Genomic DNA, 23,419 nt, shown 5'->3' on the forward strand with positions numbered 1-23,419 from the left:
GCCCGCCCCGCCGTCCGGGCCGCTCCGCGCGATGCGGGGACGGCCCGGACGGCCCGCGGACGCCGCACTGCTGATGCCCCGGCCCGCTCACTCACCGGCTGCGCCGCCGGCCGTTGGCGCCGTCCCGGGCGGGGTCCCGAGCATGGCGATCAGGTGGTCGAGCGCCGCTTCCGCGGCCGGTGTGCCGGGCAGCGTTTCGGGGGCGATGTCGGGCGCGGTGCGGCGCAGGTCGAGCCAGCCCAGGTAGGCGGCGTACGCGGCCAGCGCGCGGTGGCGGGCCTCCGCCGGAGCGAAGCCCAGGTCGGCGAAGACGGCCCCGAGGTACGCGATCCGGGTACGGGTCACCCGGTCGACCACGTCGGCCACGGCCGGGTGGGTGTCGCGGGCGGCGCCCAGTGCGGGCTCCAGACCCGCGATCTCCTCGTCGCCGAGTGCGGCGAGCAGCAGGGAACGGGCGCGCGTCCAGGGGTCCGCGTGGGCGTCCGAGGCGGTGATGACCTCGGTGGTGGCGTGCAGCTCCCAGGTCTCCAGCGCGGCGACGAGCAGGGCGTCCCGGTTCTCGAAGTGCCAGTAGAAGCTGCCACGCGAGACCTCGAGCTCACGGGCGAGGACGTCCACGGCGACGGCCGAGACGCCGCCCCGGGAGAACGCCCGCAGCGCCGCCATCGTCCAGTCCTCTTTGCTCACTCGCCCCTTCGCCATGATCCGTACAGTAGTGTACGGATCATCCATACAGCACTGTATGGAAACCGGCGGGATCGTGGGGAAGGGGTACCGATGGACACGGAGACGGGAGCGGGCCGGGGGACGGGCGCGGATGCGGGCGCGGGCGCGGAGCATCCGGCTGGGGGCGGTGCGGGCGCGACGGCACCGGTCCGGGCGGCGGCGGTCGCGGCGGCGGGCGGCCTGGCCGCGGCCGCGGCCCTGCACGCGGTCTGGACCCGCTCGCCCTGGCCGCTGAGTTCCCCGGCGGAGCTGGCCGAGGTCGTGGTGGGGACGGGAGAGGACGGGCTGCCGTCCGCCGCGGCGACGGCCGCGGTGGCCGGGCTCCTGACGGCGGCCGCGGGTCTGGTGCTGGCCGGCGCCCGGCCGGACTCCGCGCTGGGCCGCGCCCGGCTCGTCCGGGCGGGGCTGTGGACGGTCTGTGCCGTGCTCGCGGCGCGCGGGCTGGGCGGGCTGGCCGTGTCCGGCCTGGACGTCCAGCAGGCTCCCGCCCGGTACACGGCGATGGACCTCCGGCTGTACTCGCCGCTGTGCCTCGGCCTGTCGTTCCTGACCGGCTACGTCGCGGCACGCACCCGAGGGGGCCGGCGGCCGCTGAAGGCCCTTCGCCGGGCCGCGACCGGGCGGGCCGGCGAAGAGCGGCGCTAGCTCCGCTGTCGGGCCGAGCCGCACCGGCTCGGCTCGGCCCGGGGCGTTCGCACGGGTGCGTGGCGCGTGGTGCGTGGCGCGTGCGGCTACAGGTCGGTGGCGATGATCTTCTCTATGTTGCGTTCGGCGAGCGCCGTGATGGTGACGAAGGGGTTCACGCTCGCGTTGCCGGGGATGAGCGCGCCGTCGATCACGTACAGGCCGGTGTAGCCGTGCAGGCGCCCGTAGTTGTCGGTGGCCCTGTTCAGGACCGCGCCACCGAGCGGGTGGTAGGTGAGGGTGTCGTTCCAGATCTTGTTGCCGCCGAACAGGTCGGTCCGGTAGATCGTGCCCTCCTTCGAGTTGATCTTGTCGAAGATCGTCTTGGCCATGGAGATGGACGGCTGCTTCCAGGCGGTCTGCCAGTTCAGCTCGGCCGCTCCGGTCGCCGCGTTCCAGGTGAACTCGGCGCGGTTCGGGTTCTTGGTGATCGACAGGTAGAACGAGGCGTACGTCTCGATCCCGGTGGGGAGCGGTGCGACCTCGGCGAACGCGCCGCCCGCGTCCCAGTTGTCGATGCCGGAACAGGGGATGGTCGACTGGAGCTTGCCGGTCGGGTCCCACAGGTGGTTGGCGCGGCCGCACATGACGTTGCCGTTCTCGCCCCAGCCCTTGCCGACCTCGCCGTTGAGGTTCGGCAGTGCGCCCGTGGCCTTCAGTTTGACCAGGAGCTTGCTCGTGCCGACGCTGCCGGCCGCGAAGAAGACCCGGTCCGCGGTCACCGTCTTGGTGGTCACCGTGTCACCGGTGGTGTTGATCTGGTCGATGGCGACCGTGTAGCCGCCGCCGGCTGCCGGGGAGACCGAAGTGACCCTGTGCAGGGCGGAGATGGTGACCCGGCCGGTGGCCCTGGCCCGGGCGAGGTAGGTCTGGACGAGCGACTTCTTGCCGGCGTTGTTGCCGTAGAGGATCTCGCCCGCCAGGGCCGACTTGGTGACGGTGCCGGCGGCTTCCGCCTTCATGTAGTCCCAGTCGTACACGTCGGGTACGAAGGTCCAGGCGAAGCCTGAGCGCTGTGCGTGCTTGCGGCCGACGCGGGAGAACTGGTAGCAGTCGGCGGTGTCGAACCAGGCCGGGTCGATCATGCCGACCCCGAGCCCGGCGTTGGCCCTCGGGTAGTAGGTGGCGTACATCTCCTCGGCGTCCACCGAGGGGAGGACGGCGGCGAAGTTGGCGCGTTTGGGCGTGACCGCCATACCGCCGTTGACCAGCGAACCGCCACCGACCCCGCGGCCCTGGTAGACCGTGATGCCGGCGAAGTCCTCGGCGTCCAGGATCCCGGTGTACTTGGGGACGTCCTTGTCGATCGGGAAACCGAGGAAGTTGCTGAGCGGCGCCTTGGTCCGGGTGCGCAGCCAGAAGGAGCGGTAGTCCGGGCTCGTCACCTTGGGGAAGATCTTGCCGTCCGAGCCCGGCGTGTCCCAGGACATGCCCATCTCGATCATCTGCACGTCCACCCCGGCCTGCGCCAGCCGCAGGGCGGCGACGGAGCCGCCGTAGCCGGTGCCGATGACCAGGGCCGGTACGCGGGCACCGTCGGCGATCGAGGCGGATGGGGAGGCCGCCTGCGCCGGGGTGACGTGACCAGCCAGGGCCACAGCGCCGATTATGGAACCAGTTCTACCAAGGAATCCGCGGCGGGAGATCCCGTTCGAGCTCTTTCTGGGCAGCGCGTTGTCGCTCATGTGACGTTCCTCACTCGTGGGGGAATGGGAACGAGTTCTACTGCTGGCCGCGTGTGAAGTCACTACATACGTCTAGGAAACTTTCGGTCGATCGCGTGACAGCGCCACGGTCTGCGGGCGCCGGATCCAGCCCCAGACCAGCAGTGACGCGACCGCCGCGAAGGCGCACCAGGTGGAGGCGAATTCCAGCCGCCACAGCGCTGAGCAGGCCAGTGCCCCCGCCGCCAGCACCATGCCGAGGATCCGCAGGCGCCGGTCGCCCCCGAGCAGCAGCGAGCCCAGCGTGGCGAACAGGTAGCCCGCCAGCACCAGCGGCATCCACGGAACATTCACGCCGTAGCCGATGGTGCGGCCCCGGATCTCGGCGGTCACCGGCCGCGTCGCGAGGCAGTACGAGAGCACGGCGGCGGTGGCCAGACCCGTGGCCAGCGGTGCCCACAGCCGGCGCCGGACCCCGGGTGCGGCCGCCAGCAGGACCCCGGCCGGCACCCAGAGCGCCAGCAGCGGCAGGGCGATCACCGCCCAGGCCGTGGCGGCCGGGGAGCAGCCGCCGCCCGTGCGCCACACCGCGGCCTCCACCAGCTGGTGCGCGCCGAGCAGCAGCGGCAGCGCGGCGACGGGCAGGTCACGCGCCCGCCGCACCCGCGCCAGGCACGCGATCCCGGCGGCACAGATCGCCGAGCCCGCCACCAGATCGGCCGTCGCGCTCCAGCACACGGGTCAGCCGGACTCCTCACGGGGTTCGAGCGGCGGGGCCGACACCGCGCAGTACGTGTGACACTGCGGGTGGCACGCCTCGGGCGCGGGGGAGCGTACGGTCGCCCAGGCCAGGGCGGCACCGGCCACGAACGCCCCGGTGCACCAGAGCATCGCCCGCCCGAAGGCGGCGTCGAACTGGGTCGCCGAGCGGTAAGACTCCGGCCCCATCCCGGACAGCAGCGGCAGCGCCGCCACCGCGAGCAGCCCGGCCACCCGCGCCGCCGCGTTGTTGATGCCGCTGGCCAGGCCCGCCCGGCCGGGGTCCACGGAGGCGAGCACGGTCGACGTCAGGGGGGCCACCAGGGCCACGAGGCCCATGCCCATGACGACCATCGCGGGCAGCACGTCCCGTACGTACGAGGCCGCCGGCCCCACCCGCAGCATCAGCAGCGTCCCGGCCGCGCACAGCAGCGGCCCCACGGTGAGCGGGACGCGCGGCCCGATCCGCTCGCCGAGCTCACCCGAGCGCGCCGACAGGAGGAGCATGAGGAGGGTCGTCGGCAGCATCGCGGCCCCGGCGGCCAGCGCCGAATAGCCGGACACCACCTGGAGCTGGAGCACGACGAGGAAGAAGAACCCGCCGATCGCCGCGTACACGCACAGGGTGACGAGGTTGACGGCGGTGAACAGCCGGGACGCGAAGATGTCCGGCGGCACCATCGGGTCGGGCCGGCGCCGCTCCACCAGGACGAAGGCGATGCCCAGCAGGACCCCGAGCACGGCGGCGGCGATCACCGCCGGCGCGCCCGACCGGGCCTCGATCAGCGCGTAGGTGACCAGCCCCAGGGAGACCGCGCCGAGTGCGGCCCCGGCCACGTCGAACCGCCCGCGCGCCTGCGGGTCCCGCGATTCCGGTACGTGCCGCAGGGCGACCGGCACGCACACCGCGGCCAGCGGCACGTTCAGCAGGAACACCCACCGCCAGCCCGGCCCGTCGACCAGCCAGCCGCCCAGGAACGGCCCCACGGCCGCGCCCACCCCGCCGAGCCCCGACCACAGGCCGATCGCCCGCCCCCGGTCGTCGGCGCGGATCGACGCCTGGATCAGGGCGAGGGAGCCGGGCGCCAGCAGCGCCCCGCCGATGCCCTGCAGGGCTCGGGCGGCGATCAGCACCCCGGCGTTCGGCGCGATGCCGCACAGCAGTGAGCCGACCGCGAACCACACCACGCCGAGCACGAAGATCCGGCGCCGCCCGAAGCGGTCGCTCAGCGACCCGCCGACCAGGATCAGCCCGGCCAGGGTCAGCAGGTAGGCGTTCACCGTCCACTGGAGCACCGCCAGGTCGGCGTCGAGGTCCTCCCCGATGCGCGGCAGCGCCACGTTCACCACGGTCCCGTCCAGCATGGCCATGGTCGAGCCCAGCACGGTGGTCAGCAGGATCCACCGGCCGCGTGCGGACGCGATCGGGACACCGGCTCCGGACGGCTCGGCGGGCGCAGTCATGTCTTCAGGCTGGCGCGCGCGGCCGGTGCGGGCCACCGGGGCGCACCGCGGGACGGCCGAAAAGCCACCCTTGTAATGAGCATGACGTCTCCTTCACCATGACCCGCGCACGTCACGCGCACCCTTCCCGCACATCCCGCACACGGCGTACGAGGAGACAACACGTGGCCCAACGCGACAACCGGCCCTCACGGGCCTTACGGCCCACAAGGCCGGTCAGGCCCGCACGGTCCTTACGCACGGCGCTCGCCGCCCTCACCTCGGTCCTGCTCCTGCCGATCGGCGCGGGCGTCGCCGCGGCCGCGCCGGACCCCGGCCCCGGCGCACCGACGGCGGCCGAGCGCAAGATCGAACCCAAGCTCCGCACCCAGCTCGACGAGTCCGCCAAGGCCGCCTTCTGGGTCTACCTCGACAGCGCCGCCGACCTCACCGCCGCGGGGAAGCAGCAGACCCGCGCCGCCAAGGCCGAAACGGTTCTGCGGATCAAGAAGGACCACGCCGCGCGCAGCCAGGCCGACGTCATCAAGGCCTTGCAGGGCGCCGGCGCCGACTACACCTCGTACTGGATCGTGAACGCCGTGCGCGTCGTCGGCAGCCAGAAGCTCGCCGGTACCCTCGCCCAGCGCCCCGAGGTCGCCCGGATCGACGCCGACGACAAGGTCGACCTCCCCAAGCCCACCGCGGGCAAGCGGGAGCAGGCCGTCGCCGACGCCATCGAGTGGAACATCGACCGGATCAAGGCCCCGCAGGTCTGGGACCAGGCCGGGGTGCGCGGCGAGGGCATCGTCGTCGCCAACATCGACAGCGGCGTGGACTACACCCACCCGGCCGTGAACAACCAGTACCGCGGCAAGAAGGCGGACGGCACCTACGACCACGCCTACAACTGGTTCGACCCGGCGGGCGTGTGCACGACCGCGGCCCCCTGCGACAACAACGACCACGGCACCCACACCATGGGCACGATGGTCGGCGACGACGGCGGCGCCAACAAGATCGGCGTGGCCCCCGGCGCCAAGTGGATCGCGGCCAAGGGCTGCGAGTCGAACTCCTGCTCCGAGGCCTCCCTCCTCGCCTCGGGCCAGTGGATCGTCGCCCCGACCGACCTCAACGGGCAGAACCCGCGCCCCGACCTCGCCCCGCACATCGTCAACAACTCCTGGGGCGGGAGCGGCGGCGACACCTGGTACCAGCAGATCGTCGACACCTGGCGGGCGGCCGGCATCTTCCCGGCCTTCTCCAACGGGAACGCCGGCCCGAGCTGCAACACCGCCGGCTCGCCCGGCGACTACGCCAGCTCCTACAGCTCCGGCGCCTTCGACATCAACAACGCCATCGCGTCCTTCTCCTCGCGCGGCGCGGGCCCCGGCGGCATCGTCAAGCCGAACATCGCCGCCCCCGGCGTGAACGTCCGCTCCTCCGTCCCCGGCGGCGGGTACGAGGCCTTCTCCGGCACCTCGATGGCCTCGCCGCACACCGCGGCCGCCGTCGCCCTGCTCTGGTCCGCCGCACCCGCCCTGGAGGGCGACATCGCGCAGACCGAGTCGCTCCTGGACGGCACCGCCCTGGACACCGACAGCAGCCAGTGCGGCGGCAACGCCGCCGACAACAACGTCTTCGGTGAGGGTCGTCTCGACGTCCTCGCCGCCGTGAACGCCGCCCCGCGCGGCGCCATCGGCTCCCTCGGCGGCACCGTACGCGCCGGTGGCCAGCCCGTCGCGGGCGTGAAGATCACCGCCGACGGCCCGATCGACCGTACGACCACCACCGGGGCCGACGGCACCTACCGCTTCACCTCCCTCTCGGTCGGCGACTACGCCCTGACCGCCGCCAAGTTCGGCTACGGGCAGCAGACCGGTACGGCCACGGTCACCGAGAACGCCACCGCCACCGGCGACTTCACCCTCACCCAGGCGGCCTCCGGCAAGCTCACCGGCACCGTCTCCTCGGCCGCCGGACCCGCCGCCGGCGCGTCCGTCACCATCGCGGACACCCCGGTGACCGCGACCACCGACGCCCAGGGCCGCTTCGAGGTCACCCTGCCGCACGGCACGTACGACGTGAACGCCACCCACGCCTCCCGCTGCGTCACCGGCGGCACGGCCAAGGTCACCGTCGCCGGCGACGCCACCGTCGCGGTGAACCTGCCCGAACGCACCGACGGCTACGGCTACGCCTGCGCCGCCGCCGGCGACCGCCCGTACGCCGAGGGCACCCGCCAGCTCGCGCTCACCGGTGACAACACCACCGAGCGCGTCGACCTGCCCTTCCCGCTGCCCCTGTACGGCAAGACGTACGGCCAGGCCTGGATCGGCACCAACGGCACCGTCAGCTTCGGCGGCAACAACACCGGCGACATCAACGGGGACATCCCGAGCACGGCCACGCCCAACGCGGCCCTGTACCCGTTCTGGGACGACCTCGTCGTCGGCGCCCCGGGCAGCGGCTCCGGCGTCTTCACCGGCGTCACCGGCACCGCCCCGCACCGCAGCTACGTGATCGAGTGGCGCCAGGTGTCCCACTGGTCGGCGCAGGCCGACAAGTTCTCCTTCTCGGCCACCATCGGCGAGGACGGCACCGTCTCCTACTCCTACAAGGGGACCGGCGGCACCGGCATCAAGGGCGGCTCCACGGCCACGGTCGGCGTGGAGAACGCGGCCGGCACCGACGCCTTCAAGTACTCCTTCAACACCGCGGTCATCACGGACGGACTCTCCATCGCCTTCCGGACCACCAAGAGCGGCGTGGTCGCGGGCCGGGTGCTCGACGCCAACGACGGAAACGGCGTCGCGGGCGCCACGGTGACCGTCGGCACGGGTGACACGGCGGTGTCGGCGACCACGGCGGCGGACGGCGGATACGTCGTCCAGAGCCCGTCGGGCGCGCGGGCCGTCTCGCTTGCGGCGCCGCAGTACGAGTCGGCCACGGCGACGGTGGACGTCAAGGCCGCCGACGTCACGGCGGTGACGCAGTCGCTGCGCACCGGCAAGGTGACGGCCTCCAAGCCGTCCCTGGAGGTCGTCCTCCCGGCGAACCAGCAGCGGACCCGGACCCTGGAGCTGACCAACCCGGGCCTCGGCACGGAGTTCACGGTGTCCGAGGACGCGACCTGGCTGACCGCCACACCGGCGACCGGCACCCTCGCGACCGGAGCGAAGGTCCCGCTCACCCTTTCGGTGGACACCACCGGACTGACCCCGGGCGCGGTCCTCACCGCCGACCTGAAGATCACCTCGGCGAGCGGCCGGACCCCGGTGCTCTCCGTCCCGGTCAAGGTCGTCGTCCCGCGCTACCAGGTCGGCCTGGACGCGGGATCCGGCTACACCAGCACCGACGGCCTGGGCGACTCCTGGTCCCCGGACCGCAAGTACACGCCCGGCTCCTACGGATACCAGGGCAACAGCACTGTGGAGGCCACCGGCCGCACCATCGCCGGCACGGACGAGCAGCGGCTGTTCCGCAACGCCCGTGAAGGCATGTACGAGTACCGCTTCGACAACGTACCGAACGGTACCTACACGGTGGAGCTCGGCTTCGCGGAGCTCTCCTCCACCAAGCCCAACAAGCGCGTCTTCGACGTCCTGGCCGAGGGCACGCAGGTCCTGCCCTCCCTGGACATCTCCCTGGAGGCGGGCACCTACAAGGCCCTGACCCGTACGTACACGGTCACGGTCACGGACGGGGTCCTCAACGTCCGCTTCGTCACGCACAGCGGATTCGGCAAGCCCCTGCTGAACACCCTGCGGGTGACCGACCGCCCCGACAAGAGCTAGTCCGGCCGGCAGGACACGGGGGCGGGGTGCCCGCGTGCGCCCCGCCCCTTCCTGCTGCCGCGGGGCATTCGGGTGGCGGGAGCGCGGACTTCGCGGCGGCCTGCCGGGAGGCCGCAGCCCGGCTCGTTAACGTGGGCGACCATGACCCCCCTGTGCGACCAGGCCACCGCCGTCCGGGCCCTCGTGGAGTCCGCCGACCCCGGGGCGGTGTGGGCCGTCGGCGGACCCGAGGGCCTCCAGGCCGGTTCGGACGGCGGGCACCCCGCAGACGCCGCCCTCGACGTGGACGGCCTCAGCGGCGTCCTCGCACTCTGGCCGGTCATCGGCAGCCTCGTCGACGAGGGCGCGATGCGGCTGCACACGCCGCTCGCCGCCTACGGGGACACGGCAGCCGAGGGCGTCCCCGCCGGGACCACCGCCCACCATCTCCTCACCCATCCGGGCGGGACCGCTGCCCTCACCCACCTCACGCGCCTCGCCGAGCAGCTCTCCGGCAGCCCGCTCGCCGACCTCGCGGCCGCCCGGGTCTGGCACCCCCTGGGCATGACCGGCACCCGTTTCACCGACGGCACCCTCCGCGCGCCCCTCGCCGACGTCGTCCGCTTCCTGCGCCACCTCCTGGATCCGGGGGACCCGGTGGCCCCGGGAGATCCGGTGGACCCGGGCGACCCGGTGGCCCCGGCGGGCATCAGCCGGGCCTGGACCACCGAGTCGCTCCGGATCCGCACCGGTGAACTCACCCCGGCCCGCGGCCTGCTCTGGGACCCCGCCCCGCACGGGGTCTGGACCCACCACGCCCCGCAGGACGGTGGCCCGGCCCTGTGGGTCTCCCCGCGCCACCACCGCTGGGCCGTCCTCCTGCCGACCGCCGGTCCGGGTGCCCCGCGCCACGCCTTCCGTGAGGCGGCCTTCGCGTCAACTGCCCCTGAATGAAGGCCTGTTGCGTGCGATCCTGGAGGCCGGCCGTCCCCCAGGAGGCACCGACAAGATGAAGAAGACCCGCCGACGCGACCGGGACGTACCCGGGCCGGCTTCCCCGTGGGACGAGATCGCACCGGGCCTGTGGATGGGCGGCCACTACTGGACCGACCCGGCCGGTGAGCTGCGGCCGGTCGTCGTGGGGGAGGAGTTCGACCTCGTCATCAGCCTCTTCACCCGGACCGGGCACGGCCCGGGACATCGCGCCGAGCACGTCGTGGTGGAGATCCCGGACGCCGAGCTGACCAGCGACCAGCTCCACACCGTCCAGCGCCTCGCCCGTACCGCGGGACTCGCCCTGGACTCGGGCCTGACCACACTGGTCCGCTGCCACTCGGGCTACAACAGGTCGGGCCTCGTCGTCGCCCAGTGCCTCGTCGGCCGGGGACTGACACCGGAGGGGGCCATCGCCCGTGTGCGCCGCGGCCGCTCGCCGTGGGCCCTGAACAACGAGGCCTTCACCTCCTACCTCACCGCCGGACTCGACGTCGCGGCGCTGCTGGTCGGGCTGGACCCCTGAAGTGGTCCTCGGGGCGCGGAGTGCGCAGGTGGGACGTACGGTGATGCCGTTGTCGCCGAGCGTTGCCGCACCCGCCACGGAGGTACACGGATGCGTACGGTCCAAGGGGCCGCCCTCGACGGGCTCCGAGCCCGGGTACGGGCCCTCGCCGCCCGGCGCCGCCCCGAGCGGGCGGGCCGCTCCCCCCGCGGTGGGGCGCCGCTCGCGGACCGCGGGCCCGCCCTGCAGGGACCGGTCGCGCAAGCCCCCGGACGGCGCACGTCCGGGGGGCAGTCGTCGCGGTACGCGGCCCCGGCCCCGGAAACCGCGGCCCGGGCGGCCCTCGCCGGCTTCGGCGTCCTGCTGCGGGGCCTGACCCGGCCCCGCCCCGGCGAGGTGCACACCTCCGCCGCCGTGCTGCGGGCCCTGCGCGCACGGCGCGGGGACGCACCCGCCCTGGTCCGCACCCGCTCCGGGCGGACCGTCCTCGTCCTCCTCGACCCGCAGGACCTGCGCCGCTTCTACGCCGAGCCCGTCGGCGTCCTCGCGGCGGCGACGCCGGACAAGTGCCGGGGCCCGAACCCCGGGAATCCCGTCGAGTCGGCGGACACCGCCGACTCCGGCGATTCCGCGTGCTCCCGCGGCGAGTTCGCCGCGGAGCGACGCGAGGCCGGCGCCGAGGTGCTGGCCTCGGGCCGGCCCGTGCACCCCTCCCACGGGCCCTTCCTCGCGGCCCTCGCCGAGGAGGCCCGGCACCTGACCGGTTCCGGCCCGGGGACCGCCGCCGTCCCCCTCGACCTCGCCCGCGCCCGGTACGCCGTGCACCGCGCCGCCCGGCGGATCGTGCTCGGCGACGCGGCAGCCGCGGACGAGCAGCTGAGCGGATGGCTCACCCACCTGCGCGCGGAGGAGCGCGGCTCGCGCGGCGGCCGGGTGCGCGCCGCCCGTTCCGTGCACGACAGGGCCCGCGCCCGCATCGCCGAGTACGCCGCCCTCGCCGACGAGGCCACCCTCGTCGGGCGGGCCGCCCGCCACGCCGGCCCGGCCGGAACCCTCGACCCCGTCGGTCAGGCCCAGCACTGGCTGCTGGCCATGGACGCCGTCCCGGACACGCTGCTGCGCACCCTGCTCCTGCTCGGGGCGCACCCCGCGGAACAGGACCTGGCCGTGGCCGAGGCCGCGGCCGAAGTCGCCGCCGACGCGCACCGGGGCGAGCTGCCCCGGCTGCGGGCCTGCGTCCGGGAGTCCCTGCGGCTGTACCCGGTGGTGCCCGACCTGATCCGCGTCACCCGCGCCGAGACCGAGTGGCGGGGCGTGCGCTACCCGGCCGGCACCTCGGTGCTGGTGCCCGCCGCGTTCCATCAGCGCGACCCCGAACGGGTACCGGCCGCGCACGTGTTCGTACCCGGCCGGTGGAAGAATCCGGGCGCGGACCAGGACATCCGGATGGCGCCCTTCGGCCACGGCGGCGGCCGCTGCCCGGGCGACCAGCTCGGTCTGATGGCCACCGCCGCGCTCTGCGCCGAGGTGCTGCGCGGCCATCGGGTCGCGGGCACCCGGCCGGTGCTGGACCCGGTGGGGCCGCTGCCCGCGATGCTCGACCCGCGTGGCATCCGGCTCACGCTCACCCGCCGCTGAGGGCGTCCGGCACCCGCCCCGGTTCCGGTCCCCGTTCGAGCCCGACGCCGTCCGACCCGGTCCGACGCCGTCCGACCCCGTCCGTCCCCGAGCCCCAGCCGAACCCCACGAGGATCACATGCCCGACGCCGCGACCTCCGCGTCCACCGCCCCGGACATCGACCTGCTCGACGCCCCGTGCCGCGCCCTCGCCGAGGCCGCCGACGCGGTCGGCGAGGCCGCCCGTTACGCCTCCGGCCTGGCCTTCGGGGTACGGCTGCCCGCGGCCGCCCTCGCGCGGGGCGGCCGTACCCGGCTCGGCTGGCGCACCCTGCTGCGTACGCTGACCGACCCGTCGGGCCTCGGCTGGGCCCCGCGCGGCCGGGGCGTGGCCCGGGCCGGGCGGCTCGCCGGCATCCTGGCGGGCCGGGAGAGCCTTGCGATCAGCATCGCCGTCTGCGGGCTGAAGGCCCGGATCCGGGCCGCGAGCGCGGGCCGTCCCGAGCTGTTCGACGATCCGGACGCGGCCGCGGTCCTGGGCGCCGTCGGGGCGGGCCGCCAGGGCGAGGCCGTCCGGCTGTTCCGCGCCGTCATGCGCGAGCGCGGCGCCGAGCACGCCTTCGCGCTGCTGGCCCCGTCCTTCGCCGACATCCTCGCCTGGCACGCACTGACCGACGCGAACCCCTTCAACGACCACGCCGGCTGGCAGGTCGCCACCGGCCGGGCCGAGACCGCCGAACCGGCCCTCGGGCTGGGCGCCGCCTTCTGGGCCTTCTGCGACCCGGGTACGGGTCTGCCCGAAGGGCCGGCCGCGACGGGGGCCGTGACGGGGACCGCCCCCACCCGCGGCCCGGCCCGCCGCCGGGTCACGAACCGGCCGCCCCGGCCGGCGCCGCTGCCACCGGACGGCGGCCTGAGCGGCCGCGCCGCCGCACTGCGTACGCACGCCTTCCGGCTCTACGGGGTTGCCGGGACGCGGGACTGGCACGGTCCGGAGACCGAGGCCCTGCGGGCCGAGGTCACCAGGCTCGCTGCGCGCTGCGCCACGGCGGCCGGCGGGTTCGCGCTCGCCGCGGCCCAGCTACAGGACCAGTGACAGCAGCAGCACGAGGCCCAGGCCGACCACCGAGATGATGGTCTCCATCACCGACCAGGTCTTCAGGGTCTGCCCCACGGTCATCCCGAAGTACTCCTTGACCAGCCAGAAGCCGGCGTCGTTGACATGGCTGAAGAACAGCGAGCCGGCCCCGATGGCGAGGACCAGCAGTGCGGTCCCGGTGGTGGACATGTCCGTCGCGAGCGGGGCCACCAGCCCGGCGGCCGAAATGGTGGCCACCGTCGCCGAGCCGGTGGCCAGGCGGATGGCCACGGCGATCAGCCAGGCCAGCAACAGGGTCGGTACGGCCCAGTCCTTGGACACGTCCAGGATCATCTGGCCCACGCCGACGTCGATCAGCGTCTGCTTGAAGCCCCCGCCGGCGCCCACGATCAGCAGGATGCCCGCGATCGGGGCCAGGGACCTGTCCACCGTGGCGGAGATCCGCGTCCGGGTGAAGCCGGCCGCCCGGCCGAGCGTGAACATGCCCACCAGGACGGCCGCGAGCAGCGCGATCATCGGGGAGCCCGCGACATCGGTCACCCGCTGCACGGGGCTCGCGGGGTCGTCGACCACGATGTCGACGAGAGCCTTGACGAGCATCAGAACCACCGGGAGCAGCACGGTGAAGACCGTGGCCCCGAAGCGCGGGCGGTGCTCCAGCTCGGCCGAGGGCCGCGCCGTGATCATGTGCTCCGGCGCCGGGATGTCCACCCACCGCGCCGCGTAGCGGGAGAACAGCGGCCCGGCGATGATCACGGTCGGGACCGCCACGAGCACCCCGAGCCCCAGGGTGACCCCGAGGTTCGCGTGGAGCGCGTCGATGGCGACGAGGGGTCCGGGGTGCGGCGGGACCAGCCCGTGCATCACCGACAGGCCGGCCAGCGCCGGGATGCCGATCCGCATAAGCGAGTAGTTCCCCCGCTTGGCGACCAGCAGGACCACCGGGATCAGCAGCACGATGCCGACCTCGAAGAAGAGCGGCAGCCCGATCACCGAGGCGATCAGCACCATCGCCCAGGGCATCGCCCGGCCCTTGGCGCGGGCGAGGATCGTGTCCACGATCTCGTCCGCGCCGCCCGAGTCGGCGAGCAGCTTGCCGAGGATCGCGCCGAGTGCGATCAGTACGCCGACGCCCGCGACCGTGGCGCCGAGCCCGGCGGTGAAGCTGGCGATCGTCTTGGCCAAGGGGGCGCCCGCGAAGACTCCGAGGGCAAGCGAGCCGACCGTCAGGGCCAGGAAGGCGTGCAACTTCAATCGGGTGATGAGCAGGACGATGACGGCTATGCCCGCCAGGACGGCTATCCCCAGCTGGGTGTTCCCGGCCGAGGTGATCGGTCCGGTGGCGGCCGCTGCCAGAGTCTCGACGTTGAGACCGGTCACGGTGGGGATTCCTCAGTTCTCTTGTGCGGGCAGTCGGCGCAGAGCGGCCAGCGCGCGCTCGGTGATGTCCTCCGGGGACCCGGACACGTCGACGACGACGCCGAGTTCGTCGTCCTGCAGCGGCTCCAGCGTCGCGAACTGCGAGTCCAGCAGGGTGGTGGGCATGAAGTGGCCCTTGCGCTCCGCCATGCGCTTCTCGATCAGTGAGCGCTCACCGGAGAGGTGGACGAAGACGGCCCCGGGAGCCGCGGCGCGCAGCCGGTCGCGGTAGGCGCGCTTGAGGCAGGAGGCGGCGATCACACCGCCGCGCAGGCCGGCGCGGTTGCGGATCCACTCGCCGATGGCGTCGAGCCACGGCCACCGGTCCGCGTCGTCCAGCGGGATGCCGGCCGCCATCTTGGCGACGTTGGCCGCCGAATGGAAGGCGTCGCCCTCCGCGTACGGGATGCCGAGCGCCTCGGCGAGCAGTTGCCCCACGGTCGTCTTGCCCGTGCCGGACACGCCCATCACCACAATGACGCGCTGGGTGCTCACGTCTACCTCGCTGTCCTCGTCGACATCGGTTCGTGTGGCACCACTGAAGCGTATTAAGTACGACGTATTCAAGCCTCAGGTCAGAAACATCACATCTTTTGCCGCCGGAGGCGTCACCGTACGCTTACGCCATGACCACCGAAGGCAGTCCCGGCGAAGCAGGTCCCGGACAGGGGCACGGGCTCCACGCCCACGTACTGGACACCCTCGGCCTCGCGATCACGGCGGGGGAGTACCTTCCGGGCAGCGTCCTGCGCACCGACGAGATCGCCGAACGCTTCGACGCCTCCCGCACCGTCGTACGGGAGGTCGTCCGCGTCCTCGAGTCGATGCACCTGGTCGAGTCCCGCCGCCGGGTCGGCGTCACCGTGCGCCCCACCGACGAGTGGAACGTCTACGACCCGCGCGTGATCCGCTGGCGCCTGGCCGGCCCCGACCGGCCCCGGCAGCTGCGGTCCCTCACCGTGCTGCGCTCCGCGATCGAGCCGGTCGCGGCCGGACTCGCCGCGACGCTCGCCACACCGGAGCAGTGCGCCGAGCTCACCGAGGCGGCTCTCGGCATGGTCCGTACCTCGCGCGGCCACCAGCTGGAGGGCTACCTGCGGCACGACATCGCCTTCCACCGCGTGGTGCTGAACGCCTCCGGCAACGAGATGTTCGCCCGCCTCGGGGACGTCGTCGCCGAGGTCCTGACCGGACGCACCGAGCACGAGGTGATGTTCCACGATCCCGACCCCGCCGCCGTCACCCTGCACGTCCAGGTAGCCGAGGCGGTGCGCGAGGGCGACGCGGCGCGCGCCGAGGCGCTGACCCGCCGGATCGCCGTGGGCGCGCTGGAGGAACTGGACGTACTCGCGCCCTGAGCACCGTGCCGCGGCCCGCGAGAGGCGGCCGCGGCACGGGAACCGTCAGTTCCCCAGGGCCGCTTCCGGGTGCCCGGCGCCCGGCCCTCGGACATCGAGCGCGGCGATCTCGAGCGCGCCGAGGTGTTCCGGTTCCGCCACGATGTCGATCTCGGTGATCAGGCCGTCCTCGATCGTGAATCCGAGCACCAGGGACAGGCGCCCCAGCGGGGCCATCGCCAGGCCGACCACTCCGTCGACCAGCGCCGGCGCCGTGGACCGGGCCCGCTGCACGGCGGCCATCGCGCCCGTGGCGACGGTGACGGCGCCGCGGACGAGGATCGGTGCGGGGCTGGGGACGACGGCCTTGTCGGCGCGGAGCACCACGTCGGGGTGGAGCAGGGCGACGAGCGCGTCGAAGTTCCCGCCGCGGGTGGCGGCGAGGAAGGCGTCCACCACGCGGCGCTGGCGGGTCAGATCGGCCTCCGGCACCACCGGGGCCCCCTTGACCCGGCGGCGGGCCCGGCTGGCGAGCTGCCGGGTCGCCGCCGGGGACTTCTCGATCAGCGGGGCGATCTCGTCGAAGGGAACGGCGAACAGGTCGTGCAGCACGAACGCGAGCCGCTCGGCCGGTGCCAGCTGGTCGAGCACCACCAGCAGGGCCAGCCCGACCGAGTCGGCCAGCAGGGCTTCCTGCTCGGGGTCGACGGGTTCGACGGTGGCGGTGCGACCGAGGGCGGGGGCGGAGGGGTACGCCTCCATGGACTCCTCGCGCCGGGACTCGCGCGAGCGCAGCATGTTCAGGCAGACGCGCGAGACGACCGTCGTCAGCCAGCCGCCGAGGTTCTCGACACCGCTGACATCGGACCGGTCGAGACGCAGCCAGGCTTCCTGGACGGCGTCATCGGCCTCGGCGAGCGAGCCGAGCATGCGGTAGGACACCGCTCTCAGATGGGAGCGGTGCTCTTCGAAGCGTTCCGTCAGCCATGAATTCTCGTCCACCGGTCCCCCGTATCGATCGCGCGCACCCGATCACCAAAATAGATCACGCGGAAAAGTGTCCTGGTGAGGGGGAGTTGGAGCCGTCCCCGGCCGGGACCGGCCCGGCCCGCCGACTGCTGGATAATGACCCCCGAACAGCAGGAGCGAGTGGAGACGCCGGATGCACAGCGTGTACCGGCAGGAGAGGGAGCCCCCGATGGACGTGCAGCACTTCGAGCGGATCACCGCATTCATCGAGGCGCGGCTCACCCCGCTGTTCGACGAGGCGACCGGCAGCGAACACGGCTTCGCCATGGACGACACCTCCCGCGCCCTGCGTGCCCTGCGCAACTCCGTCCTGGAGGCCTCCGCCATCAAGGGCCTCATCGAGAAGAGGGAATCGGCCGAGCCCGCTATGCGCCGCGTCATCGACCAGTCGGTGGAGCACAACTGGGACGTGCTGCGCGGCATCGCCCGCCAGTGGGAGGACCACGCCGACTTCCGCCACGAGTTCAAGCACCACGCGTGGGAGCTCGACCACCACCACGCCGCCGTGGAGGCCTGACCTCACCGCGGCGCATCGAGGACTCCGCGCGCGGCGACTGCCGCGCGCAGGAGCCCGGCCGTGGCGGCCTGTTCGGCGGGCGACGGCGACAGCACGCCGTTCTCGGTCATCAGGGAGTGGAACTGCTGGCGCTCGTACGGAACCCCGGGCGGCAGCGCCGCGATGTGCCAGTGCAGGTGGGCGTTGCCCCGTCGGCTCCCCTGGCAGCCCACCGCGTCGACGGTGAAGCCCCCGTACGGGGACGCTCCGCCCGGCGCCCCGAAGGTGAACACCCGCCGCAGGAAGGGCCCTCGGGCGGCGATGTCCGAGGCCGTCGCCGTGAGGTCGAAGGCCTGGCCGACCCGCACCAGGTGGGACACCTCCGACGCGCGGTGCGTCATCGGGCAGAGCACGGGGCCGCGCCGGCGCGCATCAGCGCGAACACGGTGGCGACGAACTCGGGCGGAACCCGGCGGCCGTCCGGTCCACGCGCCGGTTCGGGTGCGCGTACGTGACGCGGGTCCCCGCCGTGCATCGGCGCGCTCCGCGGCCCGTACCGCAGGGCCCCGGCGCGCAGCAGGCCGTCCGGCGTGTCGCCGCGCCCTGCCCTCGGCGGAACGTCCCATCGGCGTCCCCGGCGGGAGGGATCAGGCGGCGCCGCCCAGCGACTTGCGGGGCGTGGTCTGCTGGACCGCCCAGCCGTTGCCGTCGGGGTCGGAGAAGTAGACGAAGGAGCCCCACGGCAGGTCCTGGATCTCCGTCACCTCCACCCCCCGGCCGCGCAGGTCCTCGTACGCCTCCTCGATGTCGGTGACGACGACCTGCATGTTGTCCAGCGACCCGGGGGTCATCCGGGTCAGCCCCTTGCCGATCGCGATCGAGCAGGCCGAGCCCGGCGGGGTCAGCTGGACGAAGCGGATGTCCTCGCTGACGGTGACGTCGTGGTCGGCGTTGAAGCCGAGCTTCTCGTAGAAGGCCTTGGCCCGGTCCACGTCGGTGACGGGGACGGCGACGAGTTCCAGTTTGATGTCCATCACAGGATCATGCGCCCGGCACCGGCGCCTCGCCGCCCGACACGGCGAACTGGGTGCGGTACAGCTCCTCGTACCGCCCGCCCGTCGCCAGCAGCTCGGTGTGCGTGCCCCGTTCCACGATCCGGCCGTCCTCGACCACCAGGATCAGGTCCGCCGCCTGTACGGTCGACAGCCGGTGCGCGATCACCACCGCCGTCCGGCCCGCCAGGGCCTCGCCCAGGGCCTCCTGCACCGCGGCCTCCGAGGTGGAGTCCAGGTGCGCGGTGGCCTCGTCGAGGACCACCACCCGCTGCCGGGCCAGCAGCAGCCGCGCGATGGTCAGCCGCTGCCGTTCGCCGCCCGAGAGCCGGTAGCCGCGCTCCCCGACCACCGTGTCCAGTCCGTCCGGCAGCGAGGCGACCAGCCCGTCCAGCCGCGAGCGCCGCAGAGCCTCCCAGATCTCCTCCTCGGTGGCCGCCGGGCGGGCCAGCAGCAGGTTGGCGCGCACCGATTCGTGGAAGAGGTGCCCGTCCTGGGTGACCATGCCGAGCGTTTCGCGGATCGAGTCGGCCGTGAGGTCCCGTACGTCGATGCCGCCGAGCCGGACCGCGCCCGCGTCGGCGTCGTAGAGCCGCGGCAGCAGCTGCGCGATGGTCGACTTGCCGGCGCCGGACGAGCCGACCAGGGCGATCATCTGCCCCGGCTCGGCCCGGAAGGACACCTCGTGCAGCACCTGCGTACCACCCCGGGCATCCAGGGTGGCGACCTCCTCCAGGGAAGCGAGCGAGACCTTGTCGGCGGCCGGGTAGCCGAAGGAGACCCGGTCGAACTCCACGGCCACCGGCCCCTGCGGCACCTGCCGGGCGTCCGGCCGCTGCGCGATCAGCGGCTCCAGGTCGAGGATCTCGAAGACCCGCTCGAAGCTCACCATCGCGCTCATCACCTCGACGCGCGCACCGGCGAGGGCGGTCAGCGGGGCGTACAGCCGGGTCAGCAGGAGGGCGAGGGCGACGACGGATCCGGCGTCCAGGGAACCGCGCAGGGCGTAGAACCCGCCCAGGCCGTAGACGAGGGCGAGGGCCAGCGCCGAGACCAGGGTGAGGGCCGTGATGAAGGCCGACTGGGCCATGGCCGTCCGGATCCCGATGTCCCGCACCCGCGCCGCCCGGGCCGCGAACTCCGCGGACTCGTCGGCGGGCCGCCCGAACAGCTTGACCAGCGTCGCGCCGGGGGCGGAGAACCGTTCGGTCATCTGGGTGCCCATCGCGGCGTTCAGCGCGGACGCCTCCCGCTGCATCGCCGCCATCCTCGCGCCCATCCGGCGGGCCGGCAGTACGAACACCGGCAGCAGCACCAGCGCCAGCAGGGTGATCTGCCAGGAGATGCCGAGCATCACGGTGAGTGTCAGCACCAGGGTGACGGTATTGGCGACCACCCCCGACAGGGTGTTGCTGAAGGCCCGCTGGGCCCCGATCACATCGTTGTTGAGGCGGCTGACCAGGGCCCCCGTCCGGGTCCGGGTGAAGAAGGCGACCGGCATCCGCTGCACGTGGTCGAAGACCGCCGTCCGCAGATCCAGGATCAGCCCCTCGCCGAGGGTGGCTGAGAGCCTGCGGGTCAGCAGTCCGAGCCCGGCCTCCGCGACCGCGATCAGCGCGATGAGCAGGGCCAGCCGGGTGACCGCGGAGCTGTCGCGGCCGTCCACGATGGCCGTGACGACCCGGCTGGCGAGCACCGGGGTGGCCACCGCGAGCAGGGCGGTCACCACACTCAGCAGGAGGAAGAGGGTGAGCCCGCGGCGGTGCGGGCGGGCGAAGGCGGCGACGCGGCGCAGACCGGCCCGGGAGAGCGGGCGACGGTCCTGCTGGGCGTTGATCGCGCTGTGCAGCGACGTCCAGGCGGTGACTTCCATGTCCATGACCCGCACGCTAGGACCTCAACCGAACCTCAGGTCAAGCACTCGGTGCGGGATCGCCCGCACGGGGCGCCAACTCCCTTCCGGACGGCGGATCGTGACGACCGCCGTCCGTTGTCGGGGCCCGATGGCATCATCGGTCCATGACGCAGGGATCCGAGTCCGTACGCTCCGGCAGACGAACCACCGACACCGTCCTGCACCGCTTCGAGCAGTGGGCCCGGGACACCCCCGGGGCCCGCGCCCTCATCGCAGGCGCGGACAGCCTCACCTACGGGGAACTGGACGCGCGCGCCGACCGGTTGGCGCACCGCCTGCTCGGCTCCGGCCTGCCGCCCGGCGCCCTCGTCGCCGTGGGCACGGCCCGGCAGAGCGAACTGGTCGTCGCCCTCCTCGCCGTCCTCAAGGCCGGCGGGTCCTACACCCTCCTCGACGTGGCGAGCCCGCGCTCCGGGCGCCGGCAACTCACCGCGGCCGAGCCCCTCGTCCTGCTCACCGACGCCGCCCAGCACGCCGCCCTCGACAACGGCGGCGGCCCCCGGGTGATCCGGCTCGACGCGCAGGCCCCGGCGATCGGCGGGCCGCGCACCGAACGGCCCGCGGACCGGCCCGCGGAGCAGTCGGAGGCCCCGCCCGCGGACCGGCTTCCCGGGGCGCCCGTGGCCGCACCGCCGCCCGGCCGCACCGCCGCGGTCCTGTTCACCGGGTCGGCCGAGCCGCGCGCGGTGCCCGTGAGCCACGAGCTGCTCCTCGCGGCCCACGAGTCCTGGGCCGAGGTGGCCCGGCCGACCCCGCAGGACCGGCACCTCTTCACCGCCGGGCCGGACGTCACCGCCTTCGCCGCGGGCTGGACCCGGGCCCTGTGCTCGGGCGGCTCCCTCGTGCTCTCCCCGCGGCCGGCCTGGCAGCCGGGGGACATCCGGGCGGCCGTCGAGACCGACCGCGTCACCGTGCTGCACACCGATCCGGCCGGCGCCGCCCGGCTCCTGATCGAGGACGCCGGACGGGCAACCCTCACCCCGGCCGCCCATCTCGGCGCCGACCCGGCCTGCCGGTCCCTGCGGCTGCTCGCCGTCTCGGGCGCCCGCCTCTACCTCGACGAGCAGGCGACCCTGCAGATCCGGCTGCGCCCCGGCGCACGCGTGCTCAACGTCTACGGACCCGCCGAGTGCGCCGGTATCGGCACGTGGTTCGAACTTCCGCAGCTGCCGCACCCGTTGGACGACGCGGAACGGATCTCCCTGCTCGGCACCGCGTTCCCCGGCTTCCGGGCCGAGGTGCGCGGCGGGGAGATCCGCATCCTCCCGCCGGACGGCGCCGACGCGGTACCGACCGGCGACCTCGGCGTTCTCCGCGAGGACGGACTGCTCGAGTACGGCGGCCGGCTCCGGGACCGGATCACCCTGCCCGGAGGCCGCCTGCTCGACCCGTACCCCGTCGAATCCGCCATCCGCAGCCACGAGGGCATCGGCGCGGCCGTCCTGAAGGGGGTCGACGGCCCCCGCGGCCCGCGCCGGCTCGTCGCGTACGTGGCCCCGCCACCCGGCGGGCCGGCCGGGGCCCCGCTGCCGGACATCGAGGAACTGCGCGACCACCTGGCGGGCAAGGTGCTCCGGGAGGAGTCCCCGCGCACCGTGATCCGGCTGCGCGCCCTGCCCCGCACCGCGGCGGGCCAGGAGGACCGGGACGCCCTGCCGCTGCCCGTCCTGCCCGTGGCGGCGCGGAGCGCCGGAAGCAAGTCCGGCAAGTACGGTGCAGCCCCGGGCCGGGGCGAGACCTCTGCCGGCTGCGCGGCCGGCTGCGGGGGACTCGCGCTGGGCCTCCTCGCCCTGATCCTGACGGACTTCCTCTGGCCCGGATCGACCGACCTCGGCCGGGTGCCGCAGCCCTGGGCGTTCCTGTTCTTCGTGCTCTACCTGTTCGAATGCGTCGCCTTCGGCATCGGGGTGGTGTTCCTGTTCGGCGGCCGCGCCCGGATGCTGCGCCAGCGCCGCAGCCCCTCCCTCACCGTGGCCGCCCATCTGGCCGTGTCCTACCTGCTGTTGTCCTGGTGGCCGCAGGACAACTTCTACCGGCTGGCCGCCAAACAGGACTGGCCGCGCCAGGCCGCGCTCGTCTACGCCTTCAACATCCCGCTGATGATCGCGGGCGCCGTCGTCGCGGCCTACGCCGTCAGCAGGCCGGCCGACCCCTTCGACTTCCACGACCCCACCGACGACTGGCCCGATCGCTGACCCGCGCCCCGGGCGGGTGGACCGGCCGCCCCGTCCCCCGCCCCGGTTTGGTCCGATCGGTCAGATCTGCCGGAGGGTCGCACCGAGAGGCTCCGGGCGGCGGCCGGGCCGAGGTTATGAATGACATCGGATGACGGTCTCGTCACCCGGCAGTCCATGGGCATCGACCTCAGGAGCCACACGATGCGCCCCATCAGAGCGGCCTGTTTCGGCGCGGCCACCACGCTCGTCACCCTTCTCGCCTGTGCCCCTGTCGCGGCCGCCGCCGCGACGGACCCCGCCTCCGCCCACGACAAGGGCAAGGAGCGGGTCATCACCCTCACCGGCCGGCTCGCGGAGCAGTCGCGCTTCCCCGTCAACCCCGGCGGCGCCGCCGCCCAGGGCGACCGGACCGTCTTCCGGTCGAACCTCTTCGACGAGGCCGGCAACCAGGTCGGCGAGACCGGCGGCACCTGCACCACCACCCGGGTCGACAACGGCGGAGCGGAGGAGTGCGTCGTGACCTACACCCTCCCGGGCGGTCAGCTCTCCGTGCAGGGGATGGTCTTCGGCAATCTCGTCCCGGGCCCTCCCCCCTCGTTCGACAACGCGATCACCGGCGGCACCGGCGAATTCGACCGGGCGCGCGGTTCCGTCCACGCCGACACGATCGCTCCGGGCACGAGGCGCTTCACCATCCACCTCAAGCACTGACCGGCCGGCCCTGCCCCGCC

20 protein-coding genes are annotated in these 23,419 nt (G+C 73.7%); 10 read left to right on the forward strand and 10 right to left on the reverse strand.

Annotation, left to right across the window (positions count from 1 at the left end; genetic code table 11):
• Positions 1 to 87: 87 nt before the first annotated feature.
• Positions 88 to 702, reverse strand: a complete 615-nt coding sequence (locus ACXNSR_RS37200) for a TetR/AcrR family transcriptional regulator (RefSeq protein ID WP_458639750.1) — start codon at positions 700 to 702, stop codon at positions 88 to 90.
• Positions 703 to 777: 75 nt separating this feature from the next.
• Between ACXNSR_RS37200 and ACXNSR_RS37205 the strand changes: the two genes are divergently transcribed.
• Positions 778 to 1,371: a DUF3995 domain-containing protein gene (locus ACXNSR_RS37205; protein ID WP_458639751.1), complete on the forward strand. Its 594-nt coding sequence runs from the start codon at positions 778 to 780 to the stop codon at positions 1,369 to 1,371.
• A gap of 86 nt (positions 1,372 to 1,457) precedes the next feature.
• Here ACXNSR_RS37205 and ACXNSR_RS37210 read toward each other — a convergent pair whose 3' ends face one another.
• The 3 genes from ACXNSR_RS37210 to ACXNSR_RS37220 form a co-directional block, all read right to left on the reverse strand.
• Positions 1,458 to 3,095 (reverse strand): GMC oxidoreductase, encoded by a 1,638-nt coding sequence (locus tag ACXNSR_RS37210; RefSeq protein WP_458639752.1) that lies wholly within the window; start codon positions 3,093 to 3,095, stop codon positions 1,458 to 1,460.
• Between the two features lie 72 nt (positions 3,096 to 3,167).
• On the reverse strand, positions 3,168 to 3,812 hold the full coding sequence (locus tag ACXNSR_RS37215) for a DUF6629 family protein (RefSeq protein ID WP_458639753.1): 645 nt from the start codon (positions 3,810 to 3,812) through the stop codon (positions 3,168 to 3,170).
• A gap of 3 nt (positions 3,813 to 3,815) precedes the next feature.
• Positions 3,816 to 5,297 (reverse strand): MFS transporter, encoded by a 1,482-nt coding sequence (locus ACXNSR_RS37220; RefSeq protein ID WP_458639754.1) that lies wholly within the window; start codon positions 5,295 to 5,297, stop codon positions 3,816 to 3,818.
• A gap of 164 nt (positions 5,298 to 5,461) precedes the next feature.
• Here ACXNSR_RS37220 and ACXNSR_RS37225 point away from each other — a divergent pair, with 164 nt between their 5' ends.
• From ACXNSR_RS37225 to ACXNSR_RS37245, 5 genes are all read left to right on the forward strand, one after another.
• Entirely contained in the window at positions 5,462 to 9,070 is a 3,609-nt protein-coding gene (locus ACXNSR_RS37225) for a S8 family serine peptidase (protein WP_458639755.1), read from the forward strand.
• A 141-nt stretch (positions 9,071 to 9,211) separates the two neighbouring features.
• Positions 9,212 to 10,003 carry a serine hydrolase domain-containing protein gene (locus ACXNSR_RS37230; RefSeq protein ID WP_458639756.1) on the forward strand — a complete coding sequence of 264 codons (792 nt, stop codon included), beginning with the start codon at positions 9,212 to 9,214 and terminating at the stop codon, positions 10,001 to 10,003.
• A 55-nt stretch (positions 10,004 to 10,058) separates the two neighbouring features.
• A complete protein-coding gene (locus ACXNSR_RS37235) occupies positions 10,059 to 10,568 on the forward strand; it encodes a protein-tyrosine phosphatase family protein (protein ID WP_458639757.1) in 510 nt (169 codons plus the stop codon).
• 90 nt (positions 10,569 to 10,658) lie between these two features.
• Entirely contained in the window at positions 10,659 to 12,185 is a 1,527-nt protein-coding gene (locus ACXNSR_RS37240; protein WP_458639758.1) for a cytochrome P450, read from the forward strand.
• 118 nt (positions 12,186 to 12,303) lie between these two features.
• A complete protein-coding gene (locus ACXNSR_RS37245; protein ID WP_458639759.1) occupies positions 12,304 to 13,260 on the forward strand; it encodes a hypothetical protein in 957 nt (318 codons plus the stop codon).
• On the opposite strand, the gene ACXNSR_RS37250 is transcribed toward ACXNSR_RS37245, so the two are convergent.
• Together ACXNSR_RS37250 and ACXNSR_RS37255 are read right to left on the reverse strand one after the other, a co-directional pair.
• Positions 13,246 to 14,643, reverse strand: coding sequence for a GntT/GntP/DsdX family permease (locus ACXNSR_RS37250; protein ID WP_458639760.1), 1,398 nt, complete (start codon positions 14,641 to 14,643; stop codon positions 13,246 to 13,248). The two genes, ACXNSR_RS37245 and ACXNSR_RS37250, sit on opposite strands and share 15 nt — an antisense overlap.
• A gap of 12 nt (positions 14,644 to 14,655) precedes the next feature.
• Entirely contained in the window at positions 14,656 to 15,177 is a 522-nt protein-coding gene (locus ACXNSR_RS37255) for a gluconokinase (RefSeq protein ID WP_458639761.1), read from the reverse strand.
• Between the two features lie 131 nt (positions 15,178 to 15,308).
• On the opposite strand from ACXNSR_RS37255, the gene ACXNSR_RS37260 reads away from it, so the two are divergent.
• Positions 15,309 to 16,040 carry a FadR/GntR family transcriptional regulator gene (locus ACXNSR_RS37260; protein WP_458639762.1) on the forward strand — a complete coding sequence of 244 codons (732 nt, stop codon included), beginning with the start codon at positions 15,309 to 15,311 and terminating at the stop codon, positions 16,038 to 16,040.
• 45 nt (positions 16,041 to 16,085) lie between these two features.
• On the opposite strand, the gene ACXNSR_RS37265 is transcribed toward ACXNSR_RS37260, so the two are convergent.
• Positions 16,086 to 17,021 (reverse strand): sigma-70 family RNA polymerase sigma factor, encoded by a 936-nt coding sequence (locus ACXNSR_RS37265; protein WP_458639763.1) that lies wholly within the window; start codon positions 17,019 to 17,021, stop codon positions 16,086 to 16,088.
• A gap of 196 nt (positions 17,022 to 17,217) precedes the next feature.
• On the opposite strand from ACXNSR_RS37265, the gene ACXNSR_RS37270 reads away from it, so the two are divergent.
• Positions 17,218 to 17,565: a hypothetical protein gene (locus ACXNSR_RS37270; protein ID WP_389802436.1), complete on the forward strand. Its 348-nt coding sequence runs from the start codon at positions 17,218 to 17,220 to the stop codon at positions 17,563 to 17,565.
• 2 nt (positions 17,566 to 17,567) lie between these two features.
• Here the strand turns inward: ACXNSR_RS37270 and ACXNSR_RS37275 are convergent, their stop codons facing one another.
• The 3 genes from ACXNSR_RS37275 to ACXNSR_RS37285 form a co-directional block, all read right to left on the reverse strand.
• Positions 17,568 to 17,945, reverse strand: coding sequence for a hypothetical protein (locus ACXNSR_RS37275; RefSeq protein ID WP_458639764.1), 378 nt, complete (start codon positions 17,943 to 17,945; stop codon positions 17,568 to 17,570).
• 246 nt (positions 17,946 to 18,191) lie between these two features.
• Positions 18,192 to 18,578 carry a VOC family protein gene (locus tag ACXNSR_RS37280; RefSeq protein ID WP_458639765.1) on the reverse strand — a complete coding sequence of 129 codons (387 nt, stop codon included), beginning with the start codon at positions 18,576 to 18,578 and terminating at the stop codon, positions 18,192 to 18,194.
• 7 nt (positions 18,579 to 18,585) lie between these two features.
• Positions 18,586 to 20,475 carry an ABC transporter ATP-binding protein gene (locus ACXNSR_RS37285; RefSeq protein WP_458639766.1) on the reverse strand — a complete coding sequence of 630 codons (1,890 nt, stop codon included), beginning with the start codon at positions 20,473 to 20,475 and terminating at the stop codon, positions 18,586 to 18,588.
• A 140-nt stretch (positions 20,476 to 20,615) separates the two neighbouring features.
• Here ACXNSR_RS37285 and ACXNSR_RS37290 point away from each other — a divergent pair, with 140 nt between their 5' ends.
• Both ACXNSR_RS37290 and ACXNSR_RS37295 read left to right on the forward strand, forming a co-directional pair.
• On the forward strand, positions 20,616 to 22,706 hold the full coding sequence (locus ACXNSR_RS37290; RefSeq protein WP_458639767.1) for an AMP-binding protein: 2,091 nt from the start codon (positions 20,616 to 20,618) through the stop codon (positions 22,704 to 22,706).
• Positions 22,707 to 22,826: 120 nt separating this feature from the next.
• Entirely contained in the window at positions 22,827 to 23,399 is a 573-nt protein-coding gene (locus ACXNSR_RS37295) for an allene oxide cyclase barrel-like domain-containing protein (protein WP_458639768.1), read from the forward strand.
• Positions 23,400 to 23,419: the final 20 nt, after the last annotated feature.

The organism is Streptomyces sp. NC-S4 (assembly GCF_054353315.1).

Bases quoted from the DNA above. Each gene is read 5' to 3' on its own strand.
- ACXNSR_RS37200 (WP_458639750.1), bottom strand. From the start codon at position 702: ATGGCGAAGGGGCGAGTGAGCAAAGAGGACTGGACGATGGCGGCGCTG.
- ACXNSR_RS37205 (WP_458639751.1), top strand. From the start codon at position 778: ATGGACACGGAGACGGGAGCGGGCCGGGGGACGGGCGCGGATGCGGGC.
- ACXNSR_RS37210 (WP_458639752.1), bottom strand. From the start codon at position 3,095: ATGAGCGACAACGCGCTGCCCAGAAAGAGCTCGAACGGGATCTCCCGC.
- ACXNSR_RS37220 (WP_458639754.1), bottom strand. From the start codon at position 5,297: ATGACTGCGCCCGCCGAGCCGTCCGGAGCCGGTGTCCCGATCGCGTCC.
- ACXNSR_RS37230 (WP_458639756.1), top strand. From the start codon at position 9,212: ATGACCCCCCTGTGCGACCAGGCCACCGCCGTCCGGGCCCTCGTGGAG.
- ACXNSR_RS37235 (WP_458639757.1), top strand. From the start codon at position 10,059: ATGAAGAAGACCCGCCGACGCGACCGGGACGTACCCGGGCCGGCTTCC.
- ACXNSR_RS37240 (WP_458639758.1), top strand. From the start codon at position 10,659: ATGCGTACGGTCCAAGGGGCCGCCCTCGACGGGCTCCGAGCCCGGGTA.
- ACXNSR_RS37245 (WP_458639759.1), top strand. From the start codon at position 12,304: ATGCCCGACGCCGCGACCTCCGCGTCCACCGCCCCGGACATCGACCTG.
- ACXNSR_RS37260 (WP_458639762.1), top strand. From the start codon at position 15,309: ATGACCACCGAAGGCAGTCCCGGCGAAGCAGGTCCCGGACAGGGGCAC.
- ACXNSR_RS37270 (WP_389802436.1), top strand. From the start codon at position 17,218: ATGGACGTGCAGCACTTCGAGCGGATCACCGCATTCATCGAGGCGCGG.
- ACXNSR_RS37275 (WP_458639764.1), bottom strand. From the start codon at position 17,945: ATGACGCACCGCGCGTCGGAGGTGTCCCACCTGGTGCGGGTCGGCCAG.
- ACXNSR_RS37280 (WP_458639765.1), bottom strand. From the start codon at position 18,578: ATGGACATCAAACTGGAACTCGTCGCCGTCCCCGTCACCGACGTGGAC.
- ACXNSR_RS37285 (WP_458639766.1), bottom strand. From the start codon at position 20,475: ATGGACATGGAAGTCACCGCCTGGACGTCGCTGCACAGCGCGATCAAC.
- ACXNSR_RS37290 (WP_458639767.1), top strand. From the start codon at position 20,616: ATGACGCAGGGATCCGAGTCCGTACGCTCCGGCAGACGAACCACCGAC.
- ACXNSR_RS37295 (WP_458639768.1), top strand. From the start codon at position 22,827: ATGACATCGGATGACGGTCTCGTCACCCGGCAGTCCATGGGCATCGAC.